This is a genomic window from Lysobacter sp. Hz25 (assembly GCF_046097045.1).
Classification (GTDB): Bacteria; Pseudomonadota; Gammaproteobacteria; order Xanthomonadales; family Xanthomonadaceae; genus Lysobacter; species Lysobacter antibioticus_B.
Genome location: NZ_CP175666.1, coordinates 1,064,531 through 1,086,058, shown reverse-complemented (window position 1 = coordinate 1,086,058; position 21,528 = coordinate 1,064,531). Strand labels below are relative to the sequence as shown.

The 21,528-nt window shown below is 68.5% G+C and carries 23 protein-coding genes; 8 read left to right on the top strand and 15 right to left on the bottom strand.

The window, feature by feature from the left end:
* Nucleotides 1-200: 200 nt before the first annotated feature.
* Together ACKN61_RS04560 and ACKN61_RS04555 are read left to right on the top strand one after the other, a co-directional pair.
* Nucleotides 201-704 (top strand): hypothetical protein, encoded by a 504-nt coding sequence (locus tag ACKN61_RS04560; protein WP_031371974.1) that lies wholly within the window; start codon nucleotides 201-203, stop codon nucleotides 702-704.
* Nucleotides 705-904: 200 nt separating this feature from the next.
* Nucleotides 905-2,059 carry a PQQ-dependent sugar dehydrogenase gene (locus ACKN61_RS04555; protein ID WP_408952502.1) on the top strand — a complete coding sequence of 385 codons (1,155 nt, stop codon included), beginning with the start codon at nucleotides 905-907 and terminating at the stop codon, nucleotides 2,057-2,059.
* A gap of 55 nt (nucleotides 2,060-2,114) precedes the next feature.
* Here the strand turns inward: ACKN61_RS04555 and ACKN61_RS04550 are convergent, their stop codons facing one another.
* Together ACKN61_RS04550 and ACKN61_RS04545 are read right to left on the bottom strand one after the other, a co-directional pair.
* On the bottom strand, nucleotides 2,115-2,909 hold the full coding sequence (locus tag ACKN61_RS04550) for a lytic transglycosylase domain-containing protein (protein ID WP_408952501.1): 795 nt from the start codon (nucleotides 2,907-2,909) through the stop codon (nucleotides 2,115-2,117).
* 219 nt (nucleotides 2,910-3,128) lie between these two features.
* The gene (locus ACKN61_RS04545) at nucleotides 3,129-3,311 is read right to left on the bottom strand and encodes a hypothetical protein (protein WP_057916776.1); all 183 of its coding nucleotides are present in this window, start codon (nucleotides 3,309-3,311) and stop codon (nucleotides 3,129-3,131) included.
* A gap of 614 nt (nucleotides 3,312-3,925) precedes the next feature.
* On the opposite strand from ACKN61_RS04545, the gene ACKN61_RS04540 reads away from it, so the two are divergent.
* Together ACKN61_RS04540 and ACKN61_RS04535 are read left to right on the top strand one after the other, a co-directional pair.
* On the top strand, nucleotides 3,926-5,161 hold the full coding sequence (locus ACKN61_RS04540) for an APC family permease (protein WP_408953756.1): 1,236 nt from the start codon (nucleotides 3,926-3,928) through the stop codon (nucleotides 5,159-5,161).
* Nucleotides 5,162-5,331: 170 nt separating this feature from the next.
* The gene (locus ACKN61_RS04535; protein ID WP_408952500.1) at nucleotides 5,332-5,907 is read left to right on the top strand and encodes an NADPH-dependent FMN reductase; all 576 of its coding nucleotides are present in this window, start codon (nucleotides 5,332-5,334) and stop codon (nucleotides 5,905-5,907) included.
* 6 nt (nucleotides 5,908-5,913) lie between these two features.
* Here ACKN61_RS04535 and ACKN61_RS04530 read toward each other — a convergent pair whose 3' ends face one another.
* Nucleotides 5,914-6,702 carry an N-acetylmuramoyl-L-alanine amidase gene (locus tag ACKN61_RS04530; protein ID WP_408953755.1) on the bottom strand — a complete coding sequence of 263 codons (789 nt, stop codon included), beginning with the start codon at nucleotides 6,700-6,702 and terminating at the stop codon, nucleotides 5,914-5,916.
* Nucleotides 6,703-6,992: 290 nt separating this feature from the next.
* Between ACKN61_RS04530 and ACKN61_RS04525 the strand changes: the two genes are divergently transcribed.
* On the top strand, nucleotides 6,993-7,187 hold the full coding sequence (locus ACKN61_RS04525) for a hypothetical protein (protein ID WP_031371981.1): 195 nt from the start codon (nucleotides 6,993-6,995) through the stop codon (nucleotides 7,185-7,187).
* A gap of 75 nt (nucleotides 7,188-7,262) precedes the next feature.
* Here ACKN61_RS04525 and ACKN61_RS04520 read toward each other — a convergent pair whose 3' ends face one another.
* The 5 genes from ACKN61_RS04520 to ACKN61_RS04500 all read right to left on the bottom strand — a co-directional run bounded on the left by ACKN61_RS04520 (nucleotide 7,263) and on the right by ACKN61_RS04500 (nucleotide 13,021).
* Nucleotides 7,263-7,715 (bottom strand): hypothetical protein, encoded by a 453-nt coding sequence (locus tag ACKN61_RS04520; RefSeq protein ID WP_057916772.1) that lies wholly within the window; start codon nucleotides 7,713-7,715, stop codon nucleotides 7,263-7,265.
* Nucleotides 7,716-7,924: 209 nt separating this feature from the next.
* Nucleotides 7,925-9,175 carry a glycosyl hydrolase family 8 gene (locus ACKN61_RS04515; protein ID WP_408952499.1) on the bottom strand — a complete coding sequence of 417 codons (1,251 nt, stop codon included), beginning with the start codon at nucleotides 9,173-9,175 and terminating at the stop codon, nucleotides 7,925-7,927.
* A gap of 269 nt (nucleotides 9,176-9,444) precedes the next feature.
* A complete protein-coding gene (locus ACKN61_RS04510; protein ID WP_408952498.1) occupies nucleotides 9,445-10,581 on the bottom strand; it encodes a DUF1624 domain-containing protein in 1,137 nt (378 codons plus the stop codon).
* Nucleotides 10,582-10,802: 221 nt separating this feature from the next.
* Nucleotides 10,803-11,708, bottom strand: coding sequence for a phosphogluconate dehydrogenase (NAD(+)-dependent, decarboxylating) (gene gnd / locus ACKN61_RS04505; RefSeq protein WP_408952497.1), 906 nt, complete (start codon nucleotides 11,706-11,708; stop codon nucleotides 10,803-10,805).
* Between the two features lie 257 nt (nucleotides 11,709-11,965).
* Nucleotides 11,966-13,021 (bottom strand): alpha/beta fold hydrolase, encoded by a 1,056-nt coding sequence (locus ACKN61_RS04500; RefSeq protein ID WP_408952496.1) that lies wholly within the window; start codon nucleotides 13,019-13,021, stop codon nucleotides 11,966-11,968.
* A gap of 265 nt (nucleotides 13,022-13,286) precedes the next feature.
* On the opposite strand from ACKN61_RS04500, the gene ACKN61_RS04495 reads away from it, so the two are divergent.
* Complete coding sequence (locus tag ACKN61_RS04495) at nucleotides 13,287-13,721, top strand: YciI family protein (protein WP_408952495.1); 435 nt, start codon at nucleotides 13,287-13,289, stop codon at nucleotides 13,719-13,721.
* Between the two features lie 24 nt (nucleotides 13,722-13,745).
* The gene (locus tag ACKN61_RS04490; RefSeq protein WP_408952494.1) at nucleotides 13,746-14,279 is read left to right on the top strand and encodes an SRPBCC family protein; all 534 of its coding nucleotides are present in this window, start codon (nucleotides 13,746-13,748) and stop codon (nucleotides 14,277-14,279) included.
* A 70-nt stretch (nucleotides 14,280-14,349) separates the two neighbouring features.
* Here the strand turns inward: ACKN61_RS04490 and ACKN61_RS04485 are convergent, their stop codons facing one another.
* The 4 genes from ACKN61_RS04485 to ACKN61_RS04470 form a co-directional block, all read right to left on the bottom strand.
* Nucleotides 14,350-15,231 (bottom strand): aldo/keto reductase family oxidoreductase, encoded by an 882-nt coding sequence (locus ACKN61_RS04485; RefSeq protein WP_408952493.1) that lies wholly within the window; start codon nucleotides 15,229-15,231, stop codon nucleotides 14,350-14,352.
* A gap of 74 nt (nucleotides 15,232-15,305) precedes the next feature.
* Nucleotides 15,306-15,860: an HD domain-containing protein gene (locus tag ACKN61_RS04480; protein WP_408952492.1), complete on the bottom strand. Its 555-nt coding sequence runs from the start codon at nucleotides 15,858-15,860 to the stop codon at nucleotides 15,306-15,308.
* Nucleotides 15,861-16,059: 199 nt separating this feature from the next.
* Nucleotides 16,060-16,488 (bottom strand): RidA family protein, encoded by a 429-nt coding sequence (locus ACKN61_RS04475; protein WP_408952491.1) that lies wholly within the window; start codon nucleotides 16,486-16,488, stop codon nucleotides 16,060-16,062.
* Between the two features lie 568 nt (nucleotides 16,489-17,056).
* Nucleotides 17,057-17,461 carry a rhodanese-like domain-containing protein gene (locus ACKN61_RS04470; protein WP_408952490.1) on the bottom strand — a complete coding sequence of 135 codons (405 nt, stop codon included), beginning with the start codon at nucleotides 17,459-17,461 and terminating at the stop codon, nucleotides 17,057-17,059.
* A gap of 74 nt (nucleotides 17,462-17,535) precedes the next feature.
* Here ACKN61_RS04470 and ftrA point away from each other — a divergent pair, with 74 nt between their 5' ends.
* Nucleotides 17,536-18,558, top strand: a complete 1,023-nt coding sequence (gene ftrA / locus ACKN61_RS04465) for a transcriptional regulator FtrA (RefSeq protein WP_408952489.1) — start codon at nucleotides 17,536-17,538, stop codon at nucleotides 18,556-18,558.
* Between the two features lie 25 nt (nucleotides 18,559-18,583).
* Here ftrA and ACKN61_RS04460 read toward each other — a convergent pair whose 3' ends face one another.
* The 3 genes from ACKN61_RS04460 to ACKN61_RS04450 form a co-directional block, all read right to left on the bottom strand.
* Nucleotides 18,584-19,228 (bottom strand): HAD-IA family hydrolase, encoded by a 645-nt coding sequence (locus ACKN61_RS04460; protein WP_408952488.1) that lies wholly within the window; start codon nucleotides 19,226-19,228, stop codon nucleotides 18,584-18,586.
* A gap of 85 nt (nucleotides 19,229-19,313) precedes the next feature.
* Entirely contained in the window at nucleotides 19,314-19,622 is a 309-nt protein-coding gene (locus ACKN61_RS04455; protein ID WP_408952487.1) for a hypothetical protein, read from the bottom strand.
* A gap of 45 nt (nucleotides 19,623-19,667) precedes the next feature.
* Complete coding sequence (locus ACKN61_RS04450; RefSeq protein WP_408952486.1) at nucleotides 19,668-21,194, bottom strand: amidohydrolase family protein; 1,527 nt, start codon at nucleotides 21,192-21,194, stop codon at nucleotides 19,668-19,670.
* Nucleotides 21,195-21,528: the final 334 nt, after the last annotated feature.

The window sequence follows — 21,528 nt, the reverse complement described above, 5'->3', positions numbered from 1 at the left end:
CGGCAGCGCATCGCGAGCGACCGTTCGTCGCCTGCGCTCGCGCGCTCACTCTGGACTAACCAGCCGCGGCGGAAGCTGATGACGATACGGCCCCCCGGGCTGGCAGCAGCCGCTTGCCGGGCCGATGCGATCGGCGCCCTCAGGCGCCCCATGACGGCATGCGCCCATCAAGGCGAACCGTCCGCATCCGGAGATGCGACATGAAGACCCGCCACGTGTTCAGCACGCCCGACCTCGCCACCGCGCAAGCGGCCATGGATGCCGCGCGCGAAGCCGGCGTGCACGACGACGACATCCTGCTGATCGCGCGTTCCGACATCGAACTCAAGTCGATTCCGAACGACCGCAAGGAAGCCGATACCGACCTGATGTCGGCGGCGCTGCGCGGCGCCGGCTACGGCGGCGCCACCGGTTTGCTGGCCGGCTTGCTCGCGGTCGTGATCAGTCCGATCGGCCTGACCATCGCCGGCGCGGCGGCGGCCACCGTGGCCGGCGCCATGGTCGGCTGCTGGGCCTCGGCGCTGATGGGCTCGGCCCTGCCCGACCCGATCCGGCGCAAGTTCGACGCGCATATCCAGCAAGGCCGCATCCTGGTGGTGATCGACGGCGACCGCGACCTGCTGCTGCAAGCCGAGGCACGGGTGCTGCGCAACGCGGTCGGCGCCGAACTGCTGCCGTTCGATTCGCTCAAGGCCTTCGCCTGAGCCCTGCGCGCCGCCGCGACGGCGGCGCACTCACGACTTCGTAGCGTCCAGGCCTCATTGCCTGCGTGATCGCGTTTGCGAATCGCGGCGCCGGCCTTGCGTACGCCGCGAACTGCCGATCCGGTCGCAAGACCGGCGGTTCTTCGATGGCACTCTCGGCCGGCCTCAAACCCACGCCTGCCGGACATCGGAGACCCACCATGAACCGCTCGATGCTCTCTCTCGTTTGCTCCACCGCGCTGCTCGGCGCCTTCGCCGCGCCCGCGGCCTGCGCCCTCGACAACGCCAGCGCCAGCGCGACCAGCGCGGCCGAATCGACCAAGGCGCTGCCGTTCACCGCGACCGAAGTCGCGCGCTTCAACGAACCCTGGGCGATGACCTTCCTGCCCGACGGCCGCCTGCTGGTCACCGAGAAGCGCGGCGTGCTCAAGCTGCAGACCATCGGCGGCAGCGCGCGCACCGTCAGCGGCGTGCCCGCGGTCGCCTATGGCGGCCAGGGCGGCTTCGGCGACGTGATCCTGCATCCGCAGTACGCGACCAACAAATACATCTACATCAGCTACGCCGAACGCGGCAGCACCAGCGGCACCGCCGGCGCCACGGTCGCGCGCGCCAAGCTCAACATCACCTCGACCAGCGCTTCGCTGAGCGAACTGCGGGTGATCTGGCGCCAGCCAAAAGTCAGCGGCAGCAATCACTACGGCCACCGGCTCGCGTTCGGCCCCGATCGTAAGCTGTGGATCACCTCGAGCGAGCGGCAGAAGTTCGATCCGGCCCAGGACCTCAATTCCCCGCTCGGCAAGGTCATCCGCCTCAACGACGACGGCACCGTGCCGACCGACAACCCCTTCTACGGCCGCGGCGGCGTCGCCGCGACGGTGTGGTCCTACGGCCACCGCAACCTGCTCGGCATCGCCTTCGATGCGCAGAGCAAGCTGTGGATCCACGAGATGGGGCCGAAAGGCGGCGACGAAATCAACCTGATCGAACGCGGTTCCAATTACGGTTGGCCGCTGGTGTCGCAGGGCGATCACTACGACGGCACGCCGATCCCGCGCCACAGCACGCGCCCGGACCTCAACGCGCCGGAAGCCTGGTGGACCCCGGTGATCGCGCCGGCCGGCTTCGTCATCTATTCCGGCACCCGCTTCCCGGCCTGGGCCGGCAACGGCCTGATCGGCGGCCTGGCCTCGCAGGCCCTGATCCGCGTGCGCTTCAGCGGCAACACCGCCGCCGAAGCAGAGCGCTATCCGATGGGCAAGCGCATCCGCGAAGTCGAGCAAGGCCCGAACGGCGACGTCTGGCTGCTCGAAGACGGCACCAATGCACGCCTGCTGCGGTTGACCCCGCTGTAAGCCCAGGCGCCGTGCCGGCCACGCCCTCTCCCGAACGCGGGAGAGGGCCACGGCCTTATTGCGCGGCCTTCAACACCGGCTTGCGCGTGCCCAGGGCGAGTTGATAACGCTGGTGCAGGGCCTGCACCTTGGCGATGTATTCCTGGGTTTCGCGATACGGCGGCACGCCGCCATAACGGGCGACCGTGCCGATGCCGGCGTTGTAGGCGGCCGCGACCAACATCAGGTCGCCCTTGTAGCGCCGCATCAGGGCCTTGAGGTGGCGGGCGCCGGCGTTGATCGATTCGGTCGACGAGAACGGGTCGAGCACGCCGTACTCCTTGGCGGTCTCCGGCATCAGTTGCATGACCCCTTGCGCGCCCTTGGACGAAACCGCCTTGGCATCGAAGCCACTCTCGGCATGGGCGATCGCGCGCAACCAGGCATCGTCGACACCGCTGGCCTTGGCCGCGGAACGGAACTGCGCCGGGAATTTATCGAGCTGGGCCTTGCCGACCTTGCCCAGGCCCGGATGCGCCGGCTCGCCGGGCGGCGTTTCCACGGTGAAACCCATCACCCGCACCGAACCGGGCAGCTTGCGCGTGCTGTAGACGGTCTTGCCGTCCTGTTGGCGCTCGTAGAGGTTGCCGTTGATCACGCCCATCTCGCCCCACAGATTGGGCAGCTTGGCGGCGTTGTCGTCGAACTCCTTGGCGACGCAGCGCGAACCGGGTTCGGGCGCGGTGGCGAGGCTGACGGTGCCGTCGCGCACGCAGCGATACACGGTGCGCGCCTGTGCGCCCGCGGCCAGCGCCAACAGGACGGCGGCAGCGACGATACGCAGGGCGGTAGCGGACGGACGGGGGTTCATTGGGCGCGATTCTAGGCCCGCCGGCGGCCCGCGCCAGCGCCGAAGGTCAGGGCGGCGGCGCTGGGTTCACGATTGCCAAGATCGCGTTCAGCCACAAAAGCGGCTCGAACCCCGATCGACCCTGGCGCCCAGGCCGGCGCAACAGAAAGGGCGGCCTCGCGGCCGCCCTTCTGCATTGGCTGGGGACGGCCATCGCGAGCGATGGCCGTCGTCCTGGAATCAGGTGCCCGAACCGTCTCCGCTCGCCGGCGGAGCGGCCGCATCGGCCGGGGCGGCTTCGGCCGCCGGTGCGCTCGATGCCGCCGGCGCGTCGGTGGTCTCGCCCTTGCTGGCGCAAGCGGCCAGGCCGAGCACGCTGATCGCGGCCAGGCCGTACAGTGCGGTGCGAATGGTGGTCTTCATGGATGCGGTTACCTCCGGTGTCGTGTGAATCGAATCGATCGGATCGGTTGAATCGTCGTTGTTGCAACGCGTGCCGTGGTTCGTAGGCACGGACTGCACACTGCCGTCATCGCCATGAACGAAAACGCGCCGCTAAGCCCGGCGGCTACGTTTCTTTAACCAGCCCGCCGGCGATACGCGTTAGACGCGGTCCGATGAACCGGCGAAAACGTGCGTCAGGCCTCATTCGCGCCTTCGGCGATGGCGCGACCGCGACTGAACGCAACAAAACGTTTACGAACCGGGCGCGCATTCGGCGCAGCTCGACGCTCCTCGATCGCATGGCGAGGTTGGCGCGCATCGGACGGGCCCCGCTGCGACCCGGCCCAGCCTGCTTATGCGCTTCGCTCCGGCCCACATGCCGCAGTGCGGATTGAAAGCGGCAGGCCGCAGGCACTAAGGTGCGACGAGATCGGCGCCGCATGCGGTCCGCCGCACCGCCACCGAGCGAGGGGAACCACCGTTTGAGCCAGCCGACGCCGCACGCGCCCGTTTCGTCCTCGCCCGCCGCCGCTGCGGCCCCTGCTCCGGACGAAGGACGCCCCGGCACCGTCCGCGCCGTCAGCCGTTGGCAGATCGTCGGCCTGTCCATCAACGACGTGATCGGCAGCGGCATCTATCTGTTGCCGGCCACCGCCGCCGCCCTGCTCGGCCCGGCCAGTCTGTGGGCGGTGCTGCTGGCCGGATTCGCGGTGGCCCTGCTGGTGCTGTGCTACGCCCAGGCGGCGAGCTATTTCGACCAACCCGGCGGCGGCTATCTCTACGCCCGCGAGGCCTTCGGCCCCTTCGCCGGTTTCGAGGTCGGCTGGATGCTGCTGGTCACGCGCATCTCGACCGCGGCCTCGCTGAGCAACGGCTTGGCCGAAGCGGTCGGGCTGTTCTGGCCGGCCGCCAAGGGCGGCGTCGCCCGCGTGGTAGTCGTCGCCGGCTCGCTCGCCCTGTTGGTGCTGATCAACGTCATCGGCGTGCGCACCGCGGCGCGGGCCGGCGTGGCCCTGGCGATCGGCAAGCTGCTGCCGCTGCTGTTGTTCGTCGCCATCGGCGCGTTCTATTTCGATGCTTCGCTGTTGTCCTCGGACACGCCGATGCCGATGGATCACCTCGGCGAGGCCGCGCTGTTGCTGCTGTTCGCCTATGCCGGCTTCGAGAACCTGCCGGCGGCCGCCGGCGAATACCGCAATCCGCGCCGCGACGTGCCGTTCGCGCTGCTGACCATGATCGTCCTGGTCACCATCATTTATTTCACCGTGCAGCTGGTCGCGCTCGGCACCTTGCCGGGCATCGCCCAATCCTCGAGCCCGCTCGCCGAAGCCGCCGCGCATTTCAGCGGCACCGGGCTGGCGCTGGTGCTGACGGTCGGCGCGGCGATCTCGATCCTCGGCACCAACAGCAATACGGTGATGATGGGCCCGCGCTATCTGCTGGCCTTGTCCAAGGATGGCTATGGGCCGCGCGCCTTGTCGGCGATCCATCCGCGCTTCCACACACCGGCGCGTGCGGTGGTGCTGCTGGGCGTGGTCGCGCTGGCGCTGGCGCTGACCGGTTCGTTCCAGCAACTCGCCCTGCTCTCGGTGGTGGCGCGCCTGTGCACCTACATCGGCACCGCGGTGTCGGTGCTGGTGCTGCAGAAGCGTCATGGCAAGAGCGAAGGCGCGCTGCAACTGCCGGGCGGCCCGATCATCCCGATCGCGGCGATCGTGCTGTCGCTCGGCCTGCTCGCCAGCGCCAGCACCGCCAACCTGATCGCGGCGGCGATCGCGCTCGCGGTCGGCGCGGTGATCTACAAGTTCCGGCGCAAGCCCGAGGCCTGAGCCGCAGACACCGCACGCCGGCGGTTCGCCGCCGGCACGGCGCAGCGCAACAACCCGGGCACGAACAAGAACCGCGCCGCGGCATCGGTATGGGCATCCGCAGCAGCGCTTGACCTCGACATTACTTGAGGTTTTAAGCTGCCTGGCATGTTCCCCAACCACCGACCTGCATGCATCCCACCATCAAACTCGCGCTGATCTACGGCAGCGCGCGCGAGGGCCGCTTCTGCGACGTCGTCGCCGAATGGACCCAACGCCATATCGACCGCCACGGCGGCTTCGAAACCGTACCCATCGATCCCGCCGACTGGCCCTTGTCGGGTCGCGTCCTGCGCCAGGACGAAGCGCAACTGCAACAGTTGCGCCAGCGCCTGCACGCCGCCGACGCGTTCGTCATCGTCACCCCCGAATACAACCACGGCTACCCGGCGCCGCTGAAGGCGCTGATCGATGCCTGCTACGAACCCTGGCAGGCCAAGCCCGTCGCCTTCGTCAGCTACGGCGCCAGTTCGGGCGGCCTGCGCGCGATCGAGCAACTGCGCCAGGTCTTCGCCGAGCTGCACGCGGTGACCTTGCGCGACAGCGTCAACCTGGTCAGCGCCTGGCGCCAGTTCGGCCCCGATGGCGAACTGCGCGAGCCGCACGCCGCGGGCAAGGCCATGACGACCATGCTGTCGCGGCTGAACTGGTGGTCGCAGGCGCTGCGCGATGCGCGTTCGGCCACGCCGTACGAAGCCGCGGCCTGAGTTCGCTTATTGCAACGGCGGCGCCGGCGGCGGCGCGGGCGCGCCGTCCGGCAACTGCATGAGCTGGCGTTGCAGATCGAACAGGATCGCGGCATCGCCCGGCTGCCATTCGCGCGCTTCGTTGCCGCGGAAACGGCGATGGAACGCCGCCAACGCCGCCCCGGGGTCGCGCAGGTCGTAGCCGACCAAACGCAACGCCGCCCAAGCATCGAAACCCGCCGGCGGTTCCGTGGGCGTGGCGCGCGGCCACAGGCCGAAGCCGGCCTCGGCCAGGCGTTGCCACGGAAACAGCACGCTCGGGTCGGTCTTGCGCGTCGGCGCGAGGTCGCCGTGAGCGACGATCGCATGGCGTGGAATGTTCAGGCGCCGGGTCAGGTCGTCGAGCAGGCGCAGCAGGCTGTCGATCTGGGCCTGCTCGAAAGGCTCGCTGCCGTCGTTGTCGAGTTCGATGCCGATCGAAGCCGAATTGAGATCGCTGGTCTCCCCCCAACTGCCGGCGCCGGCATGCCAGGCGCGCTTCGTGTCGGCGACCAACTGATAGATGCGTCCGTCGGCGCCGATCAGGTAATGGGCGCTGACCCGCCCCTGCGAGTTGCGCGTCTGCAGGGTCAGCAAGGCGCGCTCGGCGCTTTCCATCTGGGTGTGGTGCAGCACGATGAGCTGCGCGCCGCGCTCGTTGTAGTTCGGCGAGCCGTGCCATTGCGCGAGCGGATTATGCGACGGCGCGGTCGCGCAGGCGCCCAGGGCGAGGATCAGCGCTGCGGCGCACGAATGCAGCGGACGACGATAGGGCATGGACACGCGGTGGCGCTCGTGAGGCGATCGATGCGCCGATGATCGCGCGAGCCGGCGATCGCGGGCAAATGTACGCGAGTGCGGCAAGATCGCGCCTCAGGCCGATTCGACCGCCTGTTCATCCGCTGCGGCCTGCGCTTTGGTGACGCGCTCGCCAAAACGCCGGTACACGGGCGCCTACAGTGGCCGCCGGCACGGGCACTCGTCCGCGCCCCGGCGCCGCCGGACCAGCGTGCCGCGCGGCGCCGGACGATTCGTCACGACCATTCGCCACGACAGGAGGATCACGCATGAAGCGCAAAGGTTTCGGACTCGTCGCCGCATTCGCCTTGGCCGCGTTCGGCTTCGGTTTCGGCATCGCCCAGGCGGCCTCGTCGGCGCCGGCCGACCAGGCACTGTGCAGCTACAAGATCTGTCAGGACCGCTGCGGCGGCATGCCGGGTTGGTACCCGGGCAACGGCCAGCCCTGTCGCTGCTGCGATTGAGCCGCGATAGCGACTAAAGCAGGCGATTGACGCAGGCGCTTGCCGCGCGGGTCGATCCGCGCGGCAAGCGGCCGATTACATCGTCGGCCGGCCCTGCTGGCGCAGCAACTCCGGATCCTGGCCGCGGGCCTCTTGCTCCTTGCGACGCTGCGATGCGGTCTTGCACACGCGCTCGACCCGGTTGCTGCCGATCGGCCGCACGCGCTCGCAAATCAACTTCTCCTCGTCGCTGCGCGCGGCCTGCGCGATCCAGGCCAGGTCGCCGTGCGCACTCTCGCGTTCGCTCTCGCTGAGGTCCTCATAGCGACGGCCTTCGAGCAGCTTGACCAAGCGCTCCTGGCGCGTCGTCAGTTCCCGACGGGCATTCGCATCGAGGCCGCCATAGGCGCCCTTGCCGGCCTCGACTTCGGCGCGAATCTGCTTTTGCTGCTCCAGCACGCCCTGTACTTCGAACGGTGCCCGGTCGGGCGATGCCGTGGCCGTCGCGCAAGCCGCGGCCAGAATCAAGGTCGATAGAATCTTTCGCATGGTCCCTTATGCCTCGTCGATAGCGGCGCGGACGCCGCGGGGCGGCGAACCGTCCGGTTCGCCTTCCCTGTCATGGATGGTCGATGCCGGCGCCATCGCAAATCGACGCCCGGCGTCCCGATCCTAATCGGGACGCCGGGCACACTCCATAGACTTTCGACCTAGGCGATTGTCCTAATCGGGCGGTTCAGCCGAAGATCCCGGCCGGCTCAGGGCTTCAGCCAGTTATTCGACACCGCCAGCATCGACAGCAGCTTGACGCTGTCGCCGTAGTAGTCGCTGGGGCCGCTGGCGACGGTGTAGCTCCACAGCTTGTCGAGCCAGGCCTGGGCGTTCGGGTCGACGGTCGCGGCGACCGCGAACGGCGCGGTGAAGAACATGCTGTTGTAGTTCTCGACCACCTGGCCATCGAGGCGATAGCCGCTGCGCACGCGGTTGGGATCGTTGCCGGCCTTGACCCGGATCCACTGGCTCAGCTTGCGCGCGGCGCTGCGCGAACGGCTGTCGCCGCTGACCGCGGCGTCGATGCCGATCCGCCACGGCACCCGTCCGGCGTTCCAGGAGTAATAGCCGTCGGTGTCGGCTTCGAGGAAGTTCGCCGGCGCCGGCTTGGCGGTCGTGTTGGTGTTGACGATGAAGTCCGGCACCAGGCCGGTGTTCGGCGCGTAACTGGTCTGCATCGTCGACAACAGGTTCTGGTGTGCGCCTAGCACGCCGGTCCAATAGCTGTCGCCGAGCTTGCTGGCGAAGGAGCGGAAGTGGCCGAGCATCCAGTCGGAACTGCGGGTGGCGTAGTAATGCTTCGGCGTGTCGGTGCTGACCCAGTCGCCTAGGTTGACCAGCTTGGTGGTGGGATTGACGTTGCTGCGGCGGATCGCGGCGATCACCCGGCGCGCCTCGGCGGCGTAGTTGATCGCGCCGCTCGAACCCCATTGCAGATCGGCCAGCAGCAAGGCGTAGGCGATGTCGAGATCGCCGTCGGTGGCCGAGTCCGGGTCGAGGATGTTGTTGCAGCTGGCGTTCTGCGCCCAGGCCAGCAGGTCGCTGTCGTTGGAACTCGGATGGCCACGGTTGTAGCGGTGCAGGCCGTCGAACAAGGTCTGCGCCTGCGGGTCTTCACCGGCCATCATCACCGTGATCAGCATGCCGTAGCCCTGCCCCTCCGAGACTACGTAGGCGTCCTCGGTATCGGCCTTGACCCGGTACTCGCCGGCCTTGCAGGCCGGAACGAGGTAGCGCTGCTTCCAGGTGCGATAGAACGAGGCCGTGGACTGGTCGGCCGCGGCGCGGCCGACGCTCGGGCTCAAGGTGCCGCTGGCATAAGCCTGGCGATGACTGCCGAACGGGAAGTTGGGTGCGGCCGCGGCCGAGAACGCGGCGGTGGTGGCGACGGCGAGAGCGAGCGATTGCAGACAGCGTCGCAGCGGGGGGTGGCGCGTCGTCTTCGTGTGCACTGACATGGGGTGTCTCCGAAGGTGGGGAACGAAGGCCTGGCGGGAACCGCGCGCGCACTTCGCCATTCGCCGCTCCGATGCGCCGGCGCGGCGTGGCTGGTGTTCGATGAGCGGATCGAGTGCGGGCGCGGCGGCGTTATGCGTCCGACAACGCGCGATGCACCGCGCCGGACGCAGACCGAGGCTAGCGCGCGGTGCAGCGCAGCATTCGTTCAGACGTGACCGCGCGCGTGAATGCGGCGGGCAGGCTTCGCAGATCGACGATCGTCGTAGGCCTAGAGATAACTCAGCCAGCGATCGCGGCGCCTCGCCTTGACCCCGGCGAACCAGCGCGACAGCGGATACAGCGCCGCCAGCACGCCCAGCCACAGCCCGAATACCGCCGGCAGGCTAAGCCCCCAACCCGATTCGGCGATGCGCCCGGCATTGCCGAGGATGCCGACGAACACCGCCGCCGGAATGCCGCTGGCGACACCGACCAGCAGGGCCAGGCCGTGCACGAGGTAGATATGCAGCAGGTAGGTGAACAAGGGCGTGCGGCCGAACGCGAGCAATACGCACCGCAGCCAACCCGCGCAGTGCTCCAACGCCAACATCGCCAGCAGCGAGACGCCGAGCGTGACCAAGGCGTACAACAGCGACGGCGGGTACTTGGAAACGTTGACGAAAGCCATCGCGTCGAAGAGCGGGTCGGCCTGGCGCTGCCACGCCGAAGGATCGCCGAAGCCGGTGCCGGCACGCAGGATCGCGAACGCCGCCAGCATCGCCAGCGCAAGCGCGGCGACGACGCGCCGGCGTCGCTGCGCATCGAACAGGAACAGCGGGCCGAGGCCATAGCCGAGGCAGAGGATGCCGACCCAGGGCAGTGCCGGATAGGCGACGAAGCCTTCGAGGCCGGGCACCGCGCCGGGCCGCATCGCCAAGGTCCACAGCGGCGCCAGCGCACCCCATCGGCTCGGGTCGAATCCCGCCAGCAAGCCGTGCCCGGCGATGATGACGATGCCGAGCGCGAGCACCGCCGTGCGCGGCAGCCAGATCAAGGCCGCCATCGCGACCATGCCGACGCCGATCGCCCAGATCACCTGCAGGAACAGGAACGGCCAGACGAAGTTGAAGCCGAACACGATCACGGTCAGTTCCAGCCCGATCAGCCACAGGCCGCGACTGAGCAGGAACCGCGACTGCGCCGGACGCGGATAAGCGCCGCCAGCCTGTTGCAGGAAGATCGACACGCCGGCCAGCAGGACGAAACTCGGCGCGCACAGGTGAGTAACCCAGCGTGTCGCGAACAACAACGGCGTGGTCTTGGCCAGGTCGGTCGGGCTGAACACGAACGCCTGCCAGTGGAAGTAGTCGTGCACGTGGTCGAGCACCATCAGCGCGATCACCAGACCGCGCAGGGCATCGACCATGTCCAGGCGCGCTGCGCCGAGGCGGGGCGGGCCGGGAACGGACGAGAGCGGGTCGGCATCGGGCCGATCCGATGCGGCGACAGCAGACGGCGTACTCGGCATGGCGGCGGCTTCCGATGGCCTGGCCGCGAGCATAGCGCCTGCGCGGGCCCGCTACCGGCACCGGCTGCCCCGTTACCGCGGCCCTGGCCGGCGCCATCGCGGCGCCGGCCAGTGCCGATTTATTCCGTGCGGATGGCGTGGCCGCCGAATTCGTTGCGCATCGCCGCCAGCAATTTGTCGGCGAAGGAATCCTTGTCGCGCGAGCGCAGGCGTTCGAGCAGCGAAGCGGTGATCACCGGCGCCGAGACGTTGAGGTCGATCGCCTCGGCGACGGTCCAGCGGCCTTCGCCCGAGTCCTCGACATAGGGCGCGATGCCGTCGAGCGAAGGGTTCTTGGCCAGCGCGTCCGAACTCAGGTCGAGCAACCACGAGCGCACCACGCTGCCGTGCCGCCAGATCTCGGCGATCTGGTGCAGGTCCAGGCCGAAGTCGGCCTTGTGCCCCATGATCGCGAAGCCCTCGGCGTAAGCCTGCATCAGACCGTATTCGATGCCGTTGTGGACCATCTTGGTGAAGTGGCCCGCGCCGCTCGGCCCCACCCGGCCCCAACCGCGATCCGCGGCCGGCGCCAGCGTCTCGAAGATCGGACGCAGGCGTTCGACCGCGGCTTCGTCGCCGCCGATCATCAGGCTATAGCCTTCCTTGAGGCCCCAGATGCCGCCGCTGGTGCCGGAATCGACATAGTGCAGACCGTGCTCGGCGAGTTGGGCGGCGCGCCGCATGCTGTCCTTGTAGTTGGAGTTGCCGCCGTCGACCACGCTGTCGCCGGGGGCGAGCAAGGGCAGCAGTTCGGCCAGGGTCGAGTCGACCACTGCGCCGGCCGGCACCATCAGCCAGACCGTGCGCGGCGCCGGCAAGGCCGCAACCAGTTCGCGCAGGGAAGCAGTCGCCTCAATACCGCGCGTCACCGCCTGCTCGCGCGCCGCCGGACCGGGGTCGAAACCGACCACGCGATGTCCGCTGCGCACCAGTCGTTCGGCCATGTTGGCGCCCATGCGCCCCAGACCGACCATGCCCAGATCCATGATGTCTCCTTTGTTGTATTCGGACGGCAGACGCCGCAATCCATCGGGTTCCGGTGCGCTCTGGCGACCGGGTCGAGGCCATTGTCGCGTCTGCGATGCAAATCGGGTGTGATCGCAAAGAAAATGGTCGCAAAGCGAAACGTCGCAATCGCAGCATGCGCAACGCTCCGATCCAACACCGACACGACCTGGCGCGGACACGAACCTCGGCGCCGCATCGATCGCATGGCGCCCGATCGCGTCGCCGATGCGGCGGCCTAGTCTTTGCCGGTCTTCGCCCGCTGGCGCATCTGCATCGCCTCGAACACCGCGATGGCCGGCGCGCTCGGCTGGTCGACGGGGATGTCGTGCGAGCTGTTCTCGATGATGACCCGCTTGCCCAGGCGCGTGGTGCCGATCAGGGCGGTGTGGGTCTGCTCGCGGGCCGCGATCAGCGACTGCTGGTCTTTCGGCGAGGCGCCCGGATAAGGCCGGTCGGCGCTCAGCACGATCACCGGCTTGCCGTCGTGGCGTTCGCTCTTCGGCACCGGCCCGTCGTACAGCGCGCCGCGCTGTTCCGAAGCCGAGATCAACCCGGCCCAGAACGCCGGCTTGGAACGCCAGGCGAGGATCGCCGCATTCAAGCGTTCGCTGTAGTTCGGATTCGGCCCACGCAGACAGGACTTAAGTTCGGCCGGCGGCGTCGCGGTCAGCCGACCGTCCCGCGCGCCCTGTTCGCAGCTGCGGTACATCGCCAGCATCTTCGGCGCGATCTCGGCTTCGCGCTGGGCATAGCCGGGGGAAAATTCGGCGACATTCTGTACCGGCGGGTCGACCAGCACCAACGCCGCCACCTGCTTGGGATAACGCTCGTCGAAACGGCGCACCACCTGGCTGCCGTAGGAATGGCCGATCAGGATCAGCGGGGTGTCGAGGTCGGCGGCCTCGATCAAGGCGTGCAGGTCGGCGACGTCGGCATCGAGATCGCGCGGCAGCGGGCCGGGGTCGCTGTAGCCGACGCCGGCGCGGTCGTAGGCGCAGACGCGGTTGCGTTCGGCGATCAGCGGCTGCGCCTTGGCCCAGGACAGCGAATCCGCAGCGACGCCGGCGTCCAACAGGACCGTCGGCTCGCCCTGGCCGCTGCAGCGCAGATTGAGATGGCGGCCCTTGCCGATGTCGACCCGCTGCCCAGGTTCGGCATAGGCGTCCAAGGCCAGATCCGGAACGGCTTTCGCTGTCGGCCCGGGCAGCGCATCGGCCGCGCCGGCCGCCCAGGCCACGGTCGCCAGCAGCGCCGTCGCCAGCCTGCCGCAGGTCTTGTTTGGACTGCTCATTACCGCCCTCGCCTTCGGTCAATGAAGCGGCGATGGTAAGCAGGAGTGCGCCGCAGCGAGATGGGGACCGCGGCGGCCGAGACAGATGCGATTCAGTTCCGCAGCCAGGCCCGGACGCGCCGACGGCAGCTGCAAAAAATATTTTTGCGAACGTGTCGATCCGGCGGTCGCCGGTTCGTCGTCATTACAAGAGCGCGGCTTCGCAACACGCTACGACACCGGACGGCCGCCGCTTCCCATAACGACATCCCCAGGAGATACCCCGATGCGCTTCATGATGCTGATGATTCCCAAAGGTTACGAATCCGCCGCAGCCGGCACCTTGCCGAGCGCAGAAGCGGTCGAGGCGATGATGGCCTACAACCGCGAATTGCAGGAGGCCGGCGTGTTGATCGCGCTCGACGGCCTGCACCCTCCGTCGATGGGCGCGCGGGTCAGCTTCGCCGGCGGCAAGCCCAAAGTCACCGACGGCCCGTTCCCGGAAGCCAAGGAAGTGCTGGGCGGCTACTGGATGATCGATGTCGCCTCGCGCGAAGAAGCGATCGCCTGGGCCACGCGCTGCCCGGGCTCGGACAACGAAACCATCGAGGTCCGCCGAGTCCAGGAAATGGAAGACTTTCCCGAAGACGTGCAGCAGGCCGCCGCAGGCTTCGAGCAGTTGCAGAATCGCGGCATCTTGAGCCCCATCCCTTTCCTCTAAACTTAAGCAGACACCCGCATGTTCATGACCATCTTGCTCGTCATCGTCGCACTCGTCGTCGTGTTCGCCATCGTCGCCGCCCTGCAGCCATCGAAGTTCCGCATCGCCCGCAGCATCCTTGTCGCTGCGCCGCCCGCCGTGGCCTTCGCTCAGGTCGATGATTTCCGCATATGGCCGGCGTGGTCGCCGTACGAGAAGCTCGACCCCAACCTGCAGCGTCGTTACGAAGGCCCGGCCATCGGCGAAGGCGCGATCTACGATTGGACCGGCAACAAGGACGCCGGCGAAGGCCGCGCGACAGTACTCGAAAGCCGGCCCGGCGAACGGATGCGGATCCAGCTCGCGTTCCGCAAGCCCTTCCAGGCCACCAACATCGCCGAGTTCGCCTTCAAGCCGGTCGGCGACAAGACCGAGGTGACCTGGTCGATGAGCGGCGAGAAGAGCTTCATGTTCAAGGCGGTGGGCTTGTTCATGAACATGGAACAGGTGCTCGGCGCTCAGTTCGAGGACGGCCTGAGGCAACTCAAGAGCATCGCCGAAGGCCAGGCGCGCGCCTGAGCGCGCCAGTCCGGCAACGGACTACCCACGAAGGCCGCCGCGATGCGGCCTTCGTCGTTTCGCGCTCCGGTCAGGCGACCTCGCGGCCCGCGCCGGCTTGCCAGATCAGATACCAGTCTTCGGCATCGAGTTCGATCGACAGCGCCGCAACCGCATCGCGCAGGCCCTGGACGCGGCCGCTGCCTGTGATCGGCCACGGCCGCGACGGATGCCGCAGCAACCACGCATAGGCCATCGTCGCCACCGAGGCGCCGTAACGTTCGCCGAGCGCGGCCAACACTTCGTGCACGCGTACGGCCTGGGCTTCGCCCTGGCCGAACAAACGCCCGCCGCCGAGCGGCGACCAGATCATCGGCCGCATTCCCAGGGTCTGGCATTGGTCGAGCGTGCCGTCGTCCAGCGCCGCCAGATGCAGCGGCGAGAGTTCGACCTGGTGCGTCGCCAGCGAATGCCGCGAATGCAGCAGCGCCAGTTGCGACGGCGAATGATTGGACACGCCGACCTGCAAGACTTTACCGGCCGCCTTGAGCTCGTCGAAACAACGGCCGAGCGCATCGGCGTCCATCAACAGGTCGGGGCGGTGGATCAACAACAGGTCGAGGCGATCGGTGCGCAGCGCGCGCAATGAATTCTCGACCGAAGCGATCACGTGCGCGGGCGAGGTGTCGTAGGACTTGACCCGGTGCGACGGGCGTTGCGCCGAAGTCAGCTTGATCCCGCACTTGCTGACGATCTGGATGCGCTCGCGCAATCCGGGACTCGCCGCCAGGGCTTCGCCGAATAAGGCCTCGACGCCGTAGTCGCCGTAGATGTCGGCGTGGTCGAAGCTGGTGATGCCGAGATCCAGGGCCGCGCCGATCCAGTGCAGGCGTTGCTGGACGTCGAAATTCCACTCGGCCATGCGCCAGGCGCCGGCGACGATCGGAGACAGGAACGGATCCGGGTGGGACATGGGCGGGGCCGAAGTCGAAAGACCCCAGTCTAGGGGACTGTCCGCGACGGCAGAAGTCCGCGCCGCCTCGGCGATCAGGCCGGCGGGCGCTCGACCAGTTCGCCCGCACGCGCATGGACCGCGTCGAACACCGCCTCCAGACCCGGGTGGACGCCGCGCACGCCGGCGACGACCTGCGCCGACCAATCGAAATACTCCTGCTTGCGTTGCGCCGGCCAATCCGCCGGCGGTTGCGCGAGCAGATCGCGCAGGTTGCAGATCTTGTCGGCCAGCTTGATCAGCTGAGCCTCGCGCGACAGCTGCGGCGCGTGTTCGATCTGCAGGCGCTTGCGCTCGGCCTTCGGCAGCGATTTGTCGTCGCTGACCTCCAACACGATGGCGGCGATACGCACGCCGAACAGCGCTTCGATCTCGGCCGCGCTGGTCTGCGTGTCTTCGACGGTGTCGTGCAACAAGGCCGCGCACAAGGCGTTCGCGTCGTCGACGCCGCCTTCGTTGGCCAGCACGTCGGCCAGGGCGATGGGGTGATTGATGTAGGGTGAAGCCTCGGCATCGCGGCGGCGTTGATGGCGGTGGCGCTCGGCCGCGAAGGCGGCGGCGCGAATCAACAATCCATGGGTCGTGTGCATGAGCTGCTCCTTGCAGGTCTCCGCCCAGCGGCTCGCGCCGCGCAGCATCGGCTGCGCGACAGGAATCGGAAAGGGGATGGCGACGGGTCGTTCGCGGGCTGCGAACCGGCACGGCCGCTGCGGCCATTATAGACCGCCGCGGCCGCCAAGGCTGTCGAACAAGAGCCTGCGCGGGACATCCCGCCTGCCGGCGCTGCGTTTAGACCGCCGGCACCGCAGCGAGCGCCTCGATCTCGAACAGCATGCCGTCCAGGGCCAGTCTCGGTACCGGAATCAAAGTGCAGGTCGGGCGGTGCTCGCTGCCGAAGGCCGCGGCCAGTTCGGCGCCGAACGTATGCAGGCGCGCTTCGCTGTGATCGACGATCAACACGGTCAGCTTGACCACGTCCGTCGGCGATGCGCCGGCCGACCTCAGCGCGGTGACCAGGTTCTGCATGGCCTGACGCACCTGCGCCTGGAAATCGTCGGCGAGCGCGCCGTCGGCGGTTTCGCCGCCCTGCCCGGCGACGAACACCCATCGCACCGCGCCGGCGACTTCGGCCACGTGCGAGTAACCATTGGGGGCGGGATCGTAGAGGCCGGCCGGATTGCTGAGGATCAGGATCGGCTTCGGGTTTGCAGCGTTCATTGCGATTCCTTCGATGTGGGGTTATCGAACTGCGGTCGATCGCCGTCATATTCAATACAGCGGACAGCACGGCGCTTCGACTCGCTCTCCAACTCGCGACGATTCACTGCATCGGTCTGTGACATCGCCGGCTCGGCTTGCCCCGCCAGCGTAGCTATCGGCCTGCATCGGCGGCTGGATGCAGACGAAGCCTGACGCACCGGCGCGTGGTGATTTGCTTCAGCCGATGAGGCGACAGAAAGAGCAAGAGCAAATTCCCCCAGCCCCCCTTTTTCAAAGGGGGGAGTGCGGACTGGTTCGGGGAGTGCGGACTGCGTCGGTCAGCGTGGCAGCCAACACGACGCTGCATTCCGGCGATAGCGGCACGCGCGTTCTGTCGCCCCCTTTGGCAAAGGGGGCCACGCCCGAGATGCACGAAGCCCGACGCGCCGGCGGGTGGGGATTTGCTTTGCAAGATGAGGCGAAAGGAAGAGCAAGAGCACTCCCCCTGCCCCTCTCAACATAGGGGGAGTGCGGAGTGGGTCGGGCAGCGTGGCGTCCGGCAGGAGCCTGCGTCCCGACGAAGGTTTCAGGGCCTGTCGCCGACACTCAGTGCGAAGCCTTCGTCTAGCCAGCCGGTGATGCCGCCGGCCATCAGCTTGACCGGCAGGCCCAGCTGAGCGAGGCGGACCGCGGCGCGTGCGGCGCCGTTGCAATGCGGCCCGGCGCAATAGACCACGAACAGGGTCGAGGGCGGGTACGCGCTCATCTTCGAGGCGATGATCTTGCGGTGCGGCAGGCTGATCGCACCCGGCAAATGGCCTTTCGCGTAAAGCGTGGGGCTGCGCGCGTCGATCAGGACGAAACCGGGCGCGCCCGACTGCAAGGCTTCGTGGGTGTCCCAGCAATCGGTCTCGAAGGCGAACTGCGATTGAAAGTGTTGCAGGGCCAACTCGGACGCAGCGGCAGGGATCTCGGTGACGGCGTTGCGCATGGCGGGTTCCGGGAAACGATGGGAGGAGGTGCCGCCATTGTCGGCGCGGCCGGCGCCGGCCACTATTGGCAGGAATGCCAAGCATCGATCAGATCATGCCGAAGTCGACACCCCGCCCCGGCCCCGCCAACCCGCGCGTCGCCGTGCTCGCCTACGACGGCCTGTGCGCGTTCGAATTCTCCTGCGCCGCCGAGGTGTTCGGCTTGGCGCGGCCCGAACTCGGCGCGGGCTGGTACCGCTTCGAGACCTGCGCCGCGCAACGCCGCCCTTTGCGCGGCCAGTACGGGCTGAAGATCTCCGCCGATGCCGGACTCGATCGCCTGGTGCGCGCCGGCACGGTGATCATTCCCGGTTGGAGTTCGATCGATGCGCCGGTGCCGGCACGCATCGTCGACGCGCTGCGCGAAGCCCATGCGCGCGGCGCGCGCCTGCTGTCGATCTGCTCGGGCGCGTTCGCGCTCGCCGCGACCGGGCTGCTCGACGAACACCGCGCGACCACGCACTGGCGCTACGTCGACGCGCTGCGCGAGCGCTATCCGCGCATCCGTGTCGATCCGAATGCCTTGTACATCGACGAAGGCACCCTGCTGACCTCGGCCGGCAGCGCCGCCGGCCTGGACTTGTGCCTGCACCTGGTACGCCGCGATTGGGGGCCGAAGATCGCCAACCACGTCGCCCGCCGCCTGGTGATCCCGCCGCACCGCGAAGGCGGCCAGGCCCAGTACATCGACCGCCCGATCGAGCGCGAGGCCGGCAACGCGCTGTCGCCCTTGCTCGAACGCATGCGCAAGCGCCTCGCCGAACCGCTGCCGGTGGCGGTGCTCGCCGACATGGCCGCGATGAGCGAACGCAACTTCATGCGCCGCTTCAAGCAGAGCACCGGCATGACCCCGGCCGACTGGCTGATCCAGGCGCGCGTCGACCGCGCGCGCGAACTGCTCGAAACCACGGCCTGGGCGATCGACCGCATCGCCGGCAGCACCGGCTTCGGCAGTGCCATCACCATGCGCCATCACTTCCACCGCAAGCTCGGGCTGAGCCCGCGCGATTACCGCGAGCGCTTCGCCCGCGACGCCTCAGCGGCTGCGAATCGCTAAGTCGCCCCAACCCGCATCGACCCAGCTAGTCGCGCAACACCCCGGCGGCCTCCAGCCAACCCCGCAGTCCCTCGCAATCGCGATAACGCAGGCCGCGCGCGCCCAGCGCCACCGCGGCGGCGACGTTGTCGGGGTCGTCGTCGACGAACAGCGCCTGCCGCGCCTCGACCCCGGCGCGGGCGAACGCGGCGCGGAAGATCTCCGGCTCCGGCTTCAGCCAGCCGAGCTCGCTGGAATTGACCACGGCGTCGAAGCGTTCGCTCAGCCCGAGCGTCTGCAGATCGCGCGCCAGCCGCGTGGTCGCATTGCTGACCAGGACCAGGCGCAGATCGGGACGGCAGTCGTCGAGCAAGGCCATGACCTCGGTGTCGAGCTGTCCGCAAGGCTGCGACCACTGCCCGACCGCAGCCTCGGCCGCGCTTCCGGGATAGATCGCACGCAAGCGCTCGGCCACTTGCTCGCGCCATTGCTCGTCGGTGATGCGGCCGGCCAAGGCCTGGTCCAGCAAGGCCGGCACGAAGGCGATGCGCCGCAGGCTGCCGATCGGCAGGCCGTGGGCGATTTCGATCGCATCGTCGCTGGCCGGCCATCGGCGCAGCACGCCGTCGAAATCGATCAACAACGCCGCATAGCGCGGCGCCTGGGCCGTAGCGAGGCCGTGGTCGTTCATGCCGCGATTATCCGCGCGTCCGCGGCGACTCGCCACGGGCAGCGACGCGATGAATACGACGCGGCAAGCACGCGCCCGCGCGCGATCAGGCCTCGCGCGGCAACGTGCCCTTGCGCGGCGGCATGCGAAACTTGCGCCCACCCTTGAGCAAGCCCATGACCGCGTCGTGGCATTGCGTGCAATAGAAGCCGCGCTCCTGGCCCGAACGTGGGTCCAGGTTCTCGTGTGGCTCGACGCAGTCGGGCAGGTAGGGACGAATCGACTTCATGTCGAGCACCGCGGAGTAATACACCCATTCGCGGCATTGCTCCGACCAGGCCTGGCCGCGAAAGCCGACCGCAATGCCGGCCGCGGCCAGGGCGTGTTCGAGCGGGCGCAGGTGTTCGCAGACCATGCTGCGATTTTGCCCGACCGCGGCGGTGAGTGTAAGCCGCGGCGCTCAGTCGGCCGGATGCGCCGGGTGCGCCTGGATCTGCCGCGACAATGCCTGCTCGAAGGCCCGCCCTTCGTCCAGACGGCGGTCGATCTCGGCCGTCGGCAGCCAACGCCCTTGCGCGAAGACGCCGGCGATCTTGGCGACGTTGTGGAGGTCGGCCAGCGGGTCGGCGTCGAGCAACACCAGATTGGCGCGCTCGCCTTCGCGCACCGCGCCACTGCCGCCCTTGGGGTCGAACAGACGATGCGCATTGATCGAGGCCGCGCGCAGCACCTCGATCGGGCGCAGGCCGATCTCGCGCAGTTCGATCATTTCCTGTTGCACCGAGACGCCGAAGACCAGGCCCGGCAGGGAGGCATCGGTGCCGACCGTGAGCGGCACGCCGCGTTTCCACAACTGCCGGGTCAGCACGCGGGCGAAGTCGTAGCCGGCCGAGAAAGTATCGGCGCCGTCCTGGTCGCGGAAGGCCTGGCTCAGATAGCGGTTGGCCGGCGGCGCCCAGTCGATGCGGGTGACCGGATCGACGCGCGCCGCCCAATCGCCCGGCACCGGCGGCACCGCGCGCTGCACGTACATGCCGACGATGGTCTTGAGCGTGACCAGGGTCGGCGTGACCGCGATCTTGCGTTCGGCGACCGCATCGGCCAGCGCGTCGAGGTCGCGCGGCGACAGGTCGCTGCCTATGCGCGCGTAGCGGGTGAGCTCTTCGCTGTGGGCGATGTTGTCCATCGGATGGGCGAAGGCGAAGGCGCGGTCGGCGCAGCTCGCGCAACCCAGCTCGGGCAGATGGCCGCTGGTGATCATGCCCTGGCGCCCGGCCTCGTCGACGACCGCGCGATAGGTCTCTCGATTGAGGAACTGGTAGGGCTTGATGAAATCGTAGCCGCGCTCGCGCGCCTGGCGCACCGCCGCGACGCCGTCGGCGGCGGTGGTCGGCGCCTCCGGCTTCGAGGCCGGCACCGTTGTGGCCGGTTGCAGCGCGACCGCGGCGCGCGGGCCGTTGATGCGCTTGCCGACATACAACTGCGGGCCGGCGATACGGCCGGCGGCGATTTCCTCGCGCAGCCACAGCAGGTCTTCGTCGCTGCGCGGGCCGCCGCCGAGATTGGCCGCGCCGGTCACCCCGGCCTTGAGCAAGCCGAGCATCACCTGGCGGTCGTAGCGGTGCGCCTGGCCAAGATCGAGCGTGGAGATCGCCGGGTCCTTGCGGTCGCGGATCGCGCCCTCGTTGGCGAGGTGCACGTGCGCATCGACGAACCCGGGCACCAAGTATTTGCCGCGTCCGTCGACGATGGTCGCGCCACGCGCTTTCGCCTTCGCGCCCGGCGCCAGGATCCGCACGATGCGGCCGTCGCGGATCAGCACGCTGCGGTGCGGCAGCACCTCGTCGGTATCGGCCGGGATCACGGTGACGTCGGAGACCAGCCAGGTGCCGGCCGCTTGCGCCGGGGCCACGGCCGTCGCGCCGTTATCGGGCGCCGCCGAAGGGTTCGCGGCGCCCAGGGTCAAGGCCAACAAGTAAGCGATCATTCTCCGGCTCCTGGTTCGTTCTCGTGCCGACGATCCGTCGACGATGGTAAACGGACGATCCGGCGGCATCGGCCGCAGACCCCACGCGGACCAGCACGCCCGCGCCCAGCGACAGATGCGCGGACCGGCGCCAGGGTTGAAAGCGCTCGCCATCCTCGCTCTCGCCACCCTAGCTCCCGCCGCCCCTCGGTTCGACCGTATCGGCAAGCGCTCGCCCCGGCTGCCGCGAGAACGGCGAGCGGCGGTCTCGGATATCCTCCTGTCCGGAGCCGCGCCTCCGCTTTCTCCGGCAACAGGTTGGAGCCATGCAACACGCCACTCATCGGGTACATCG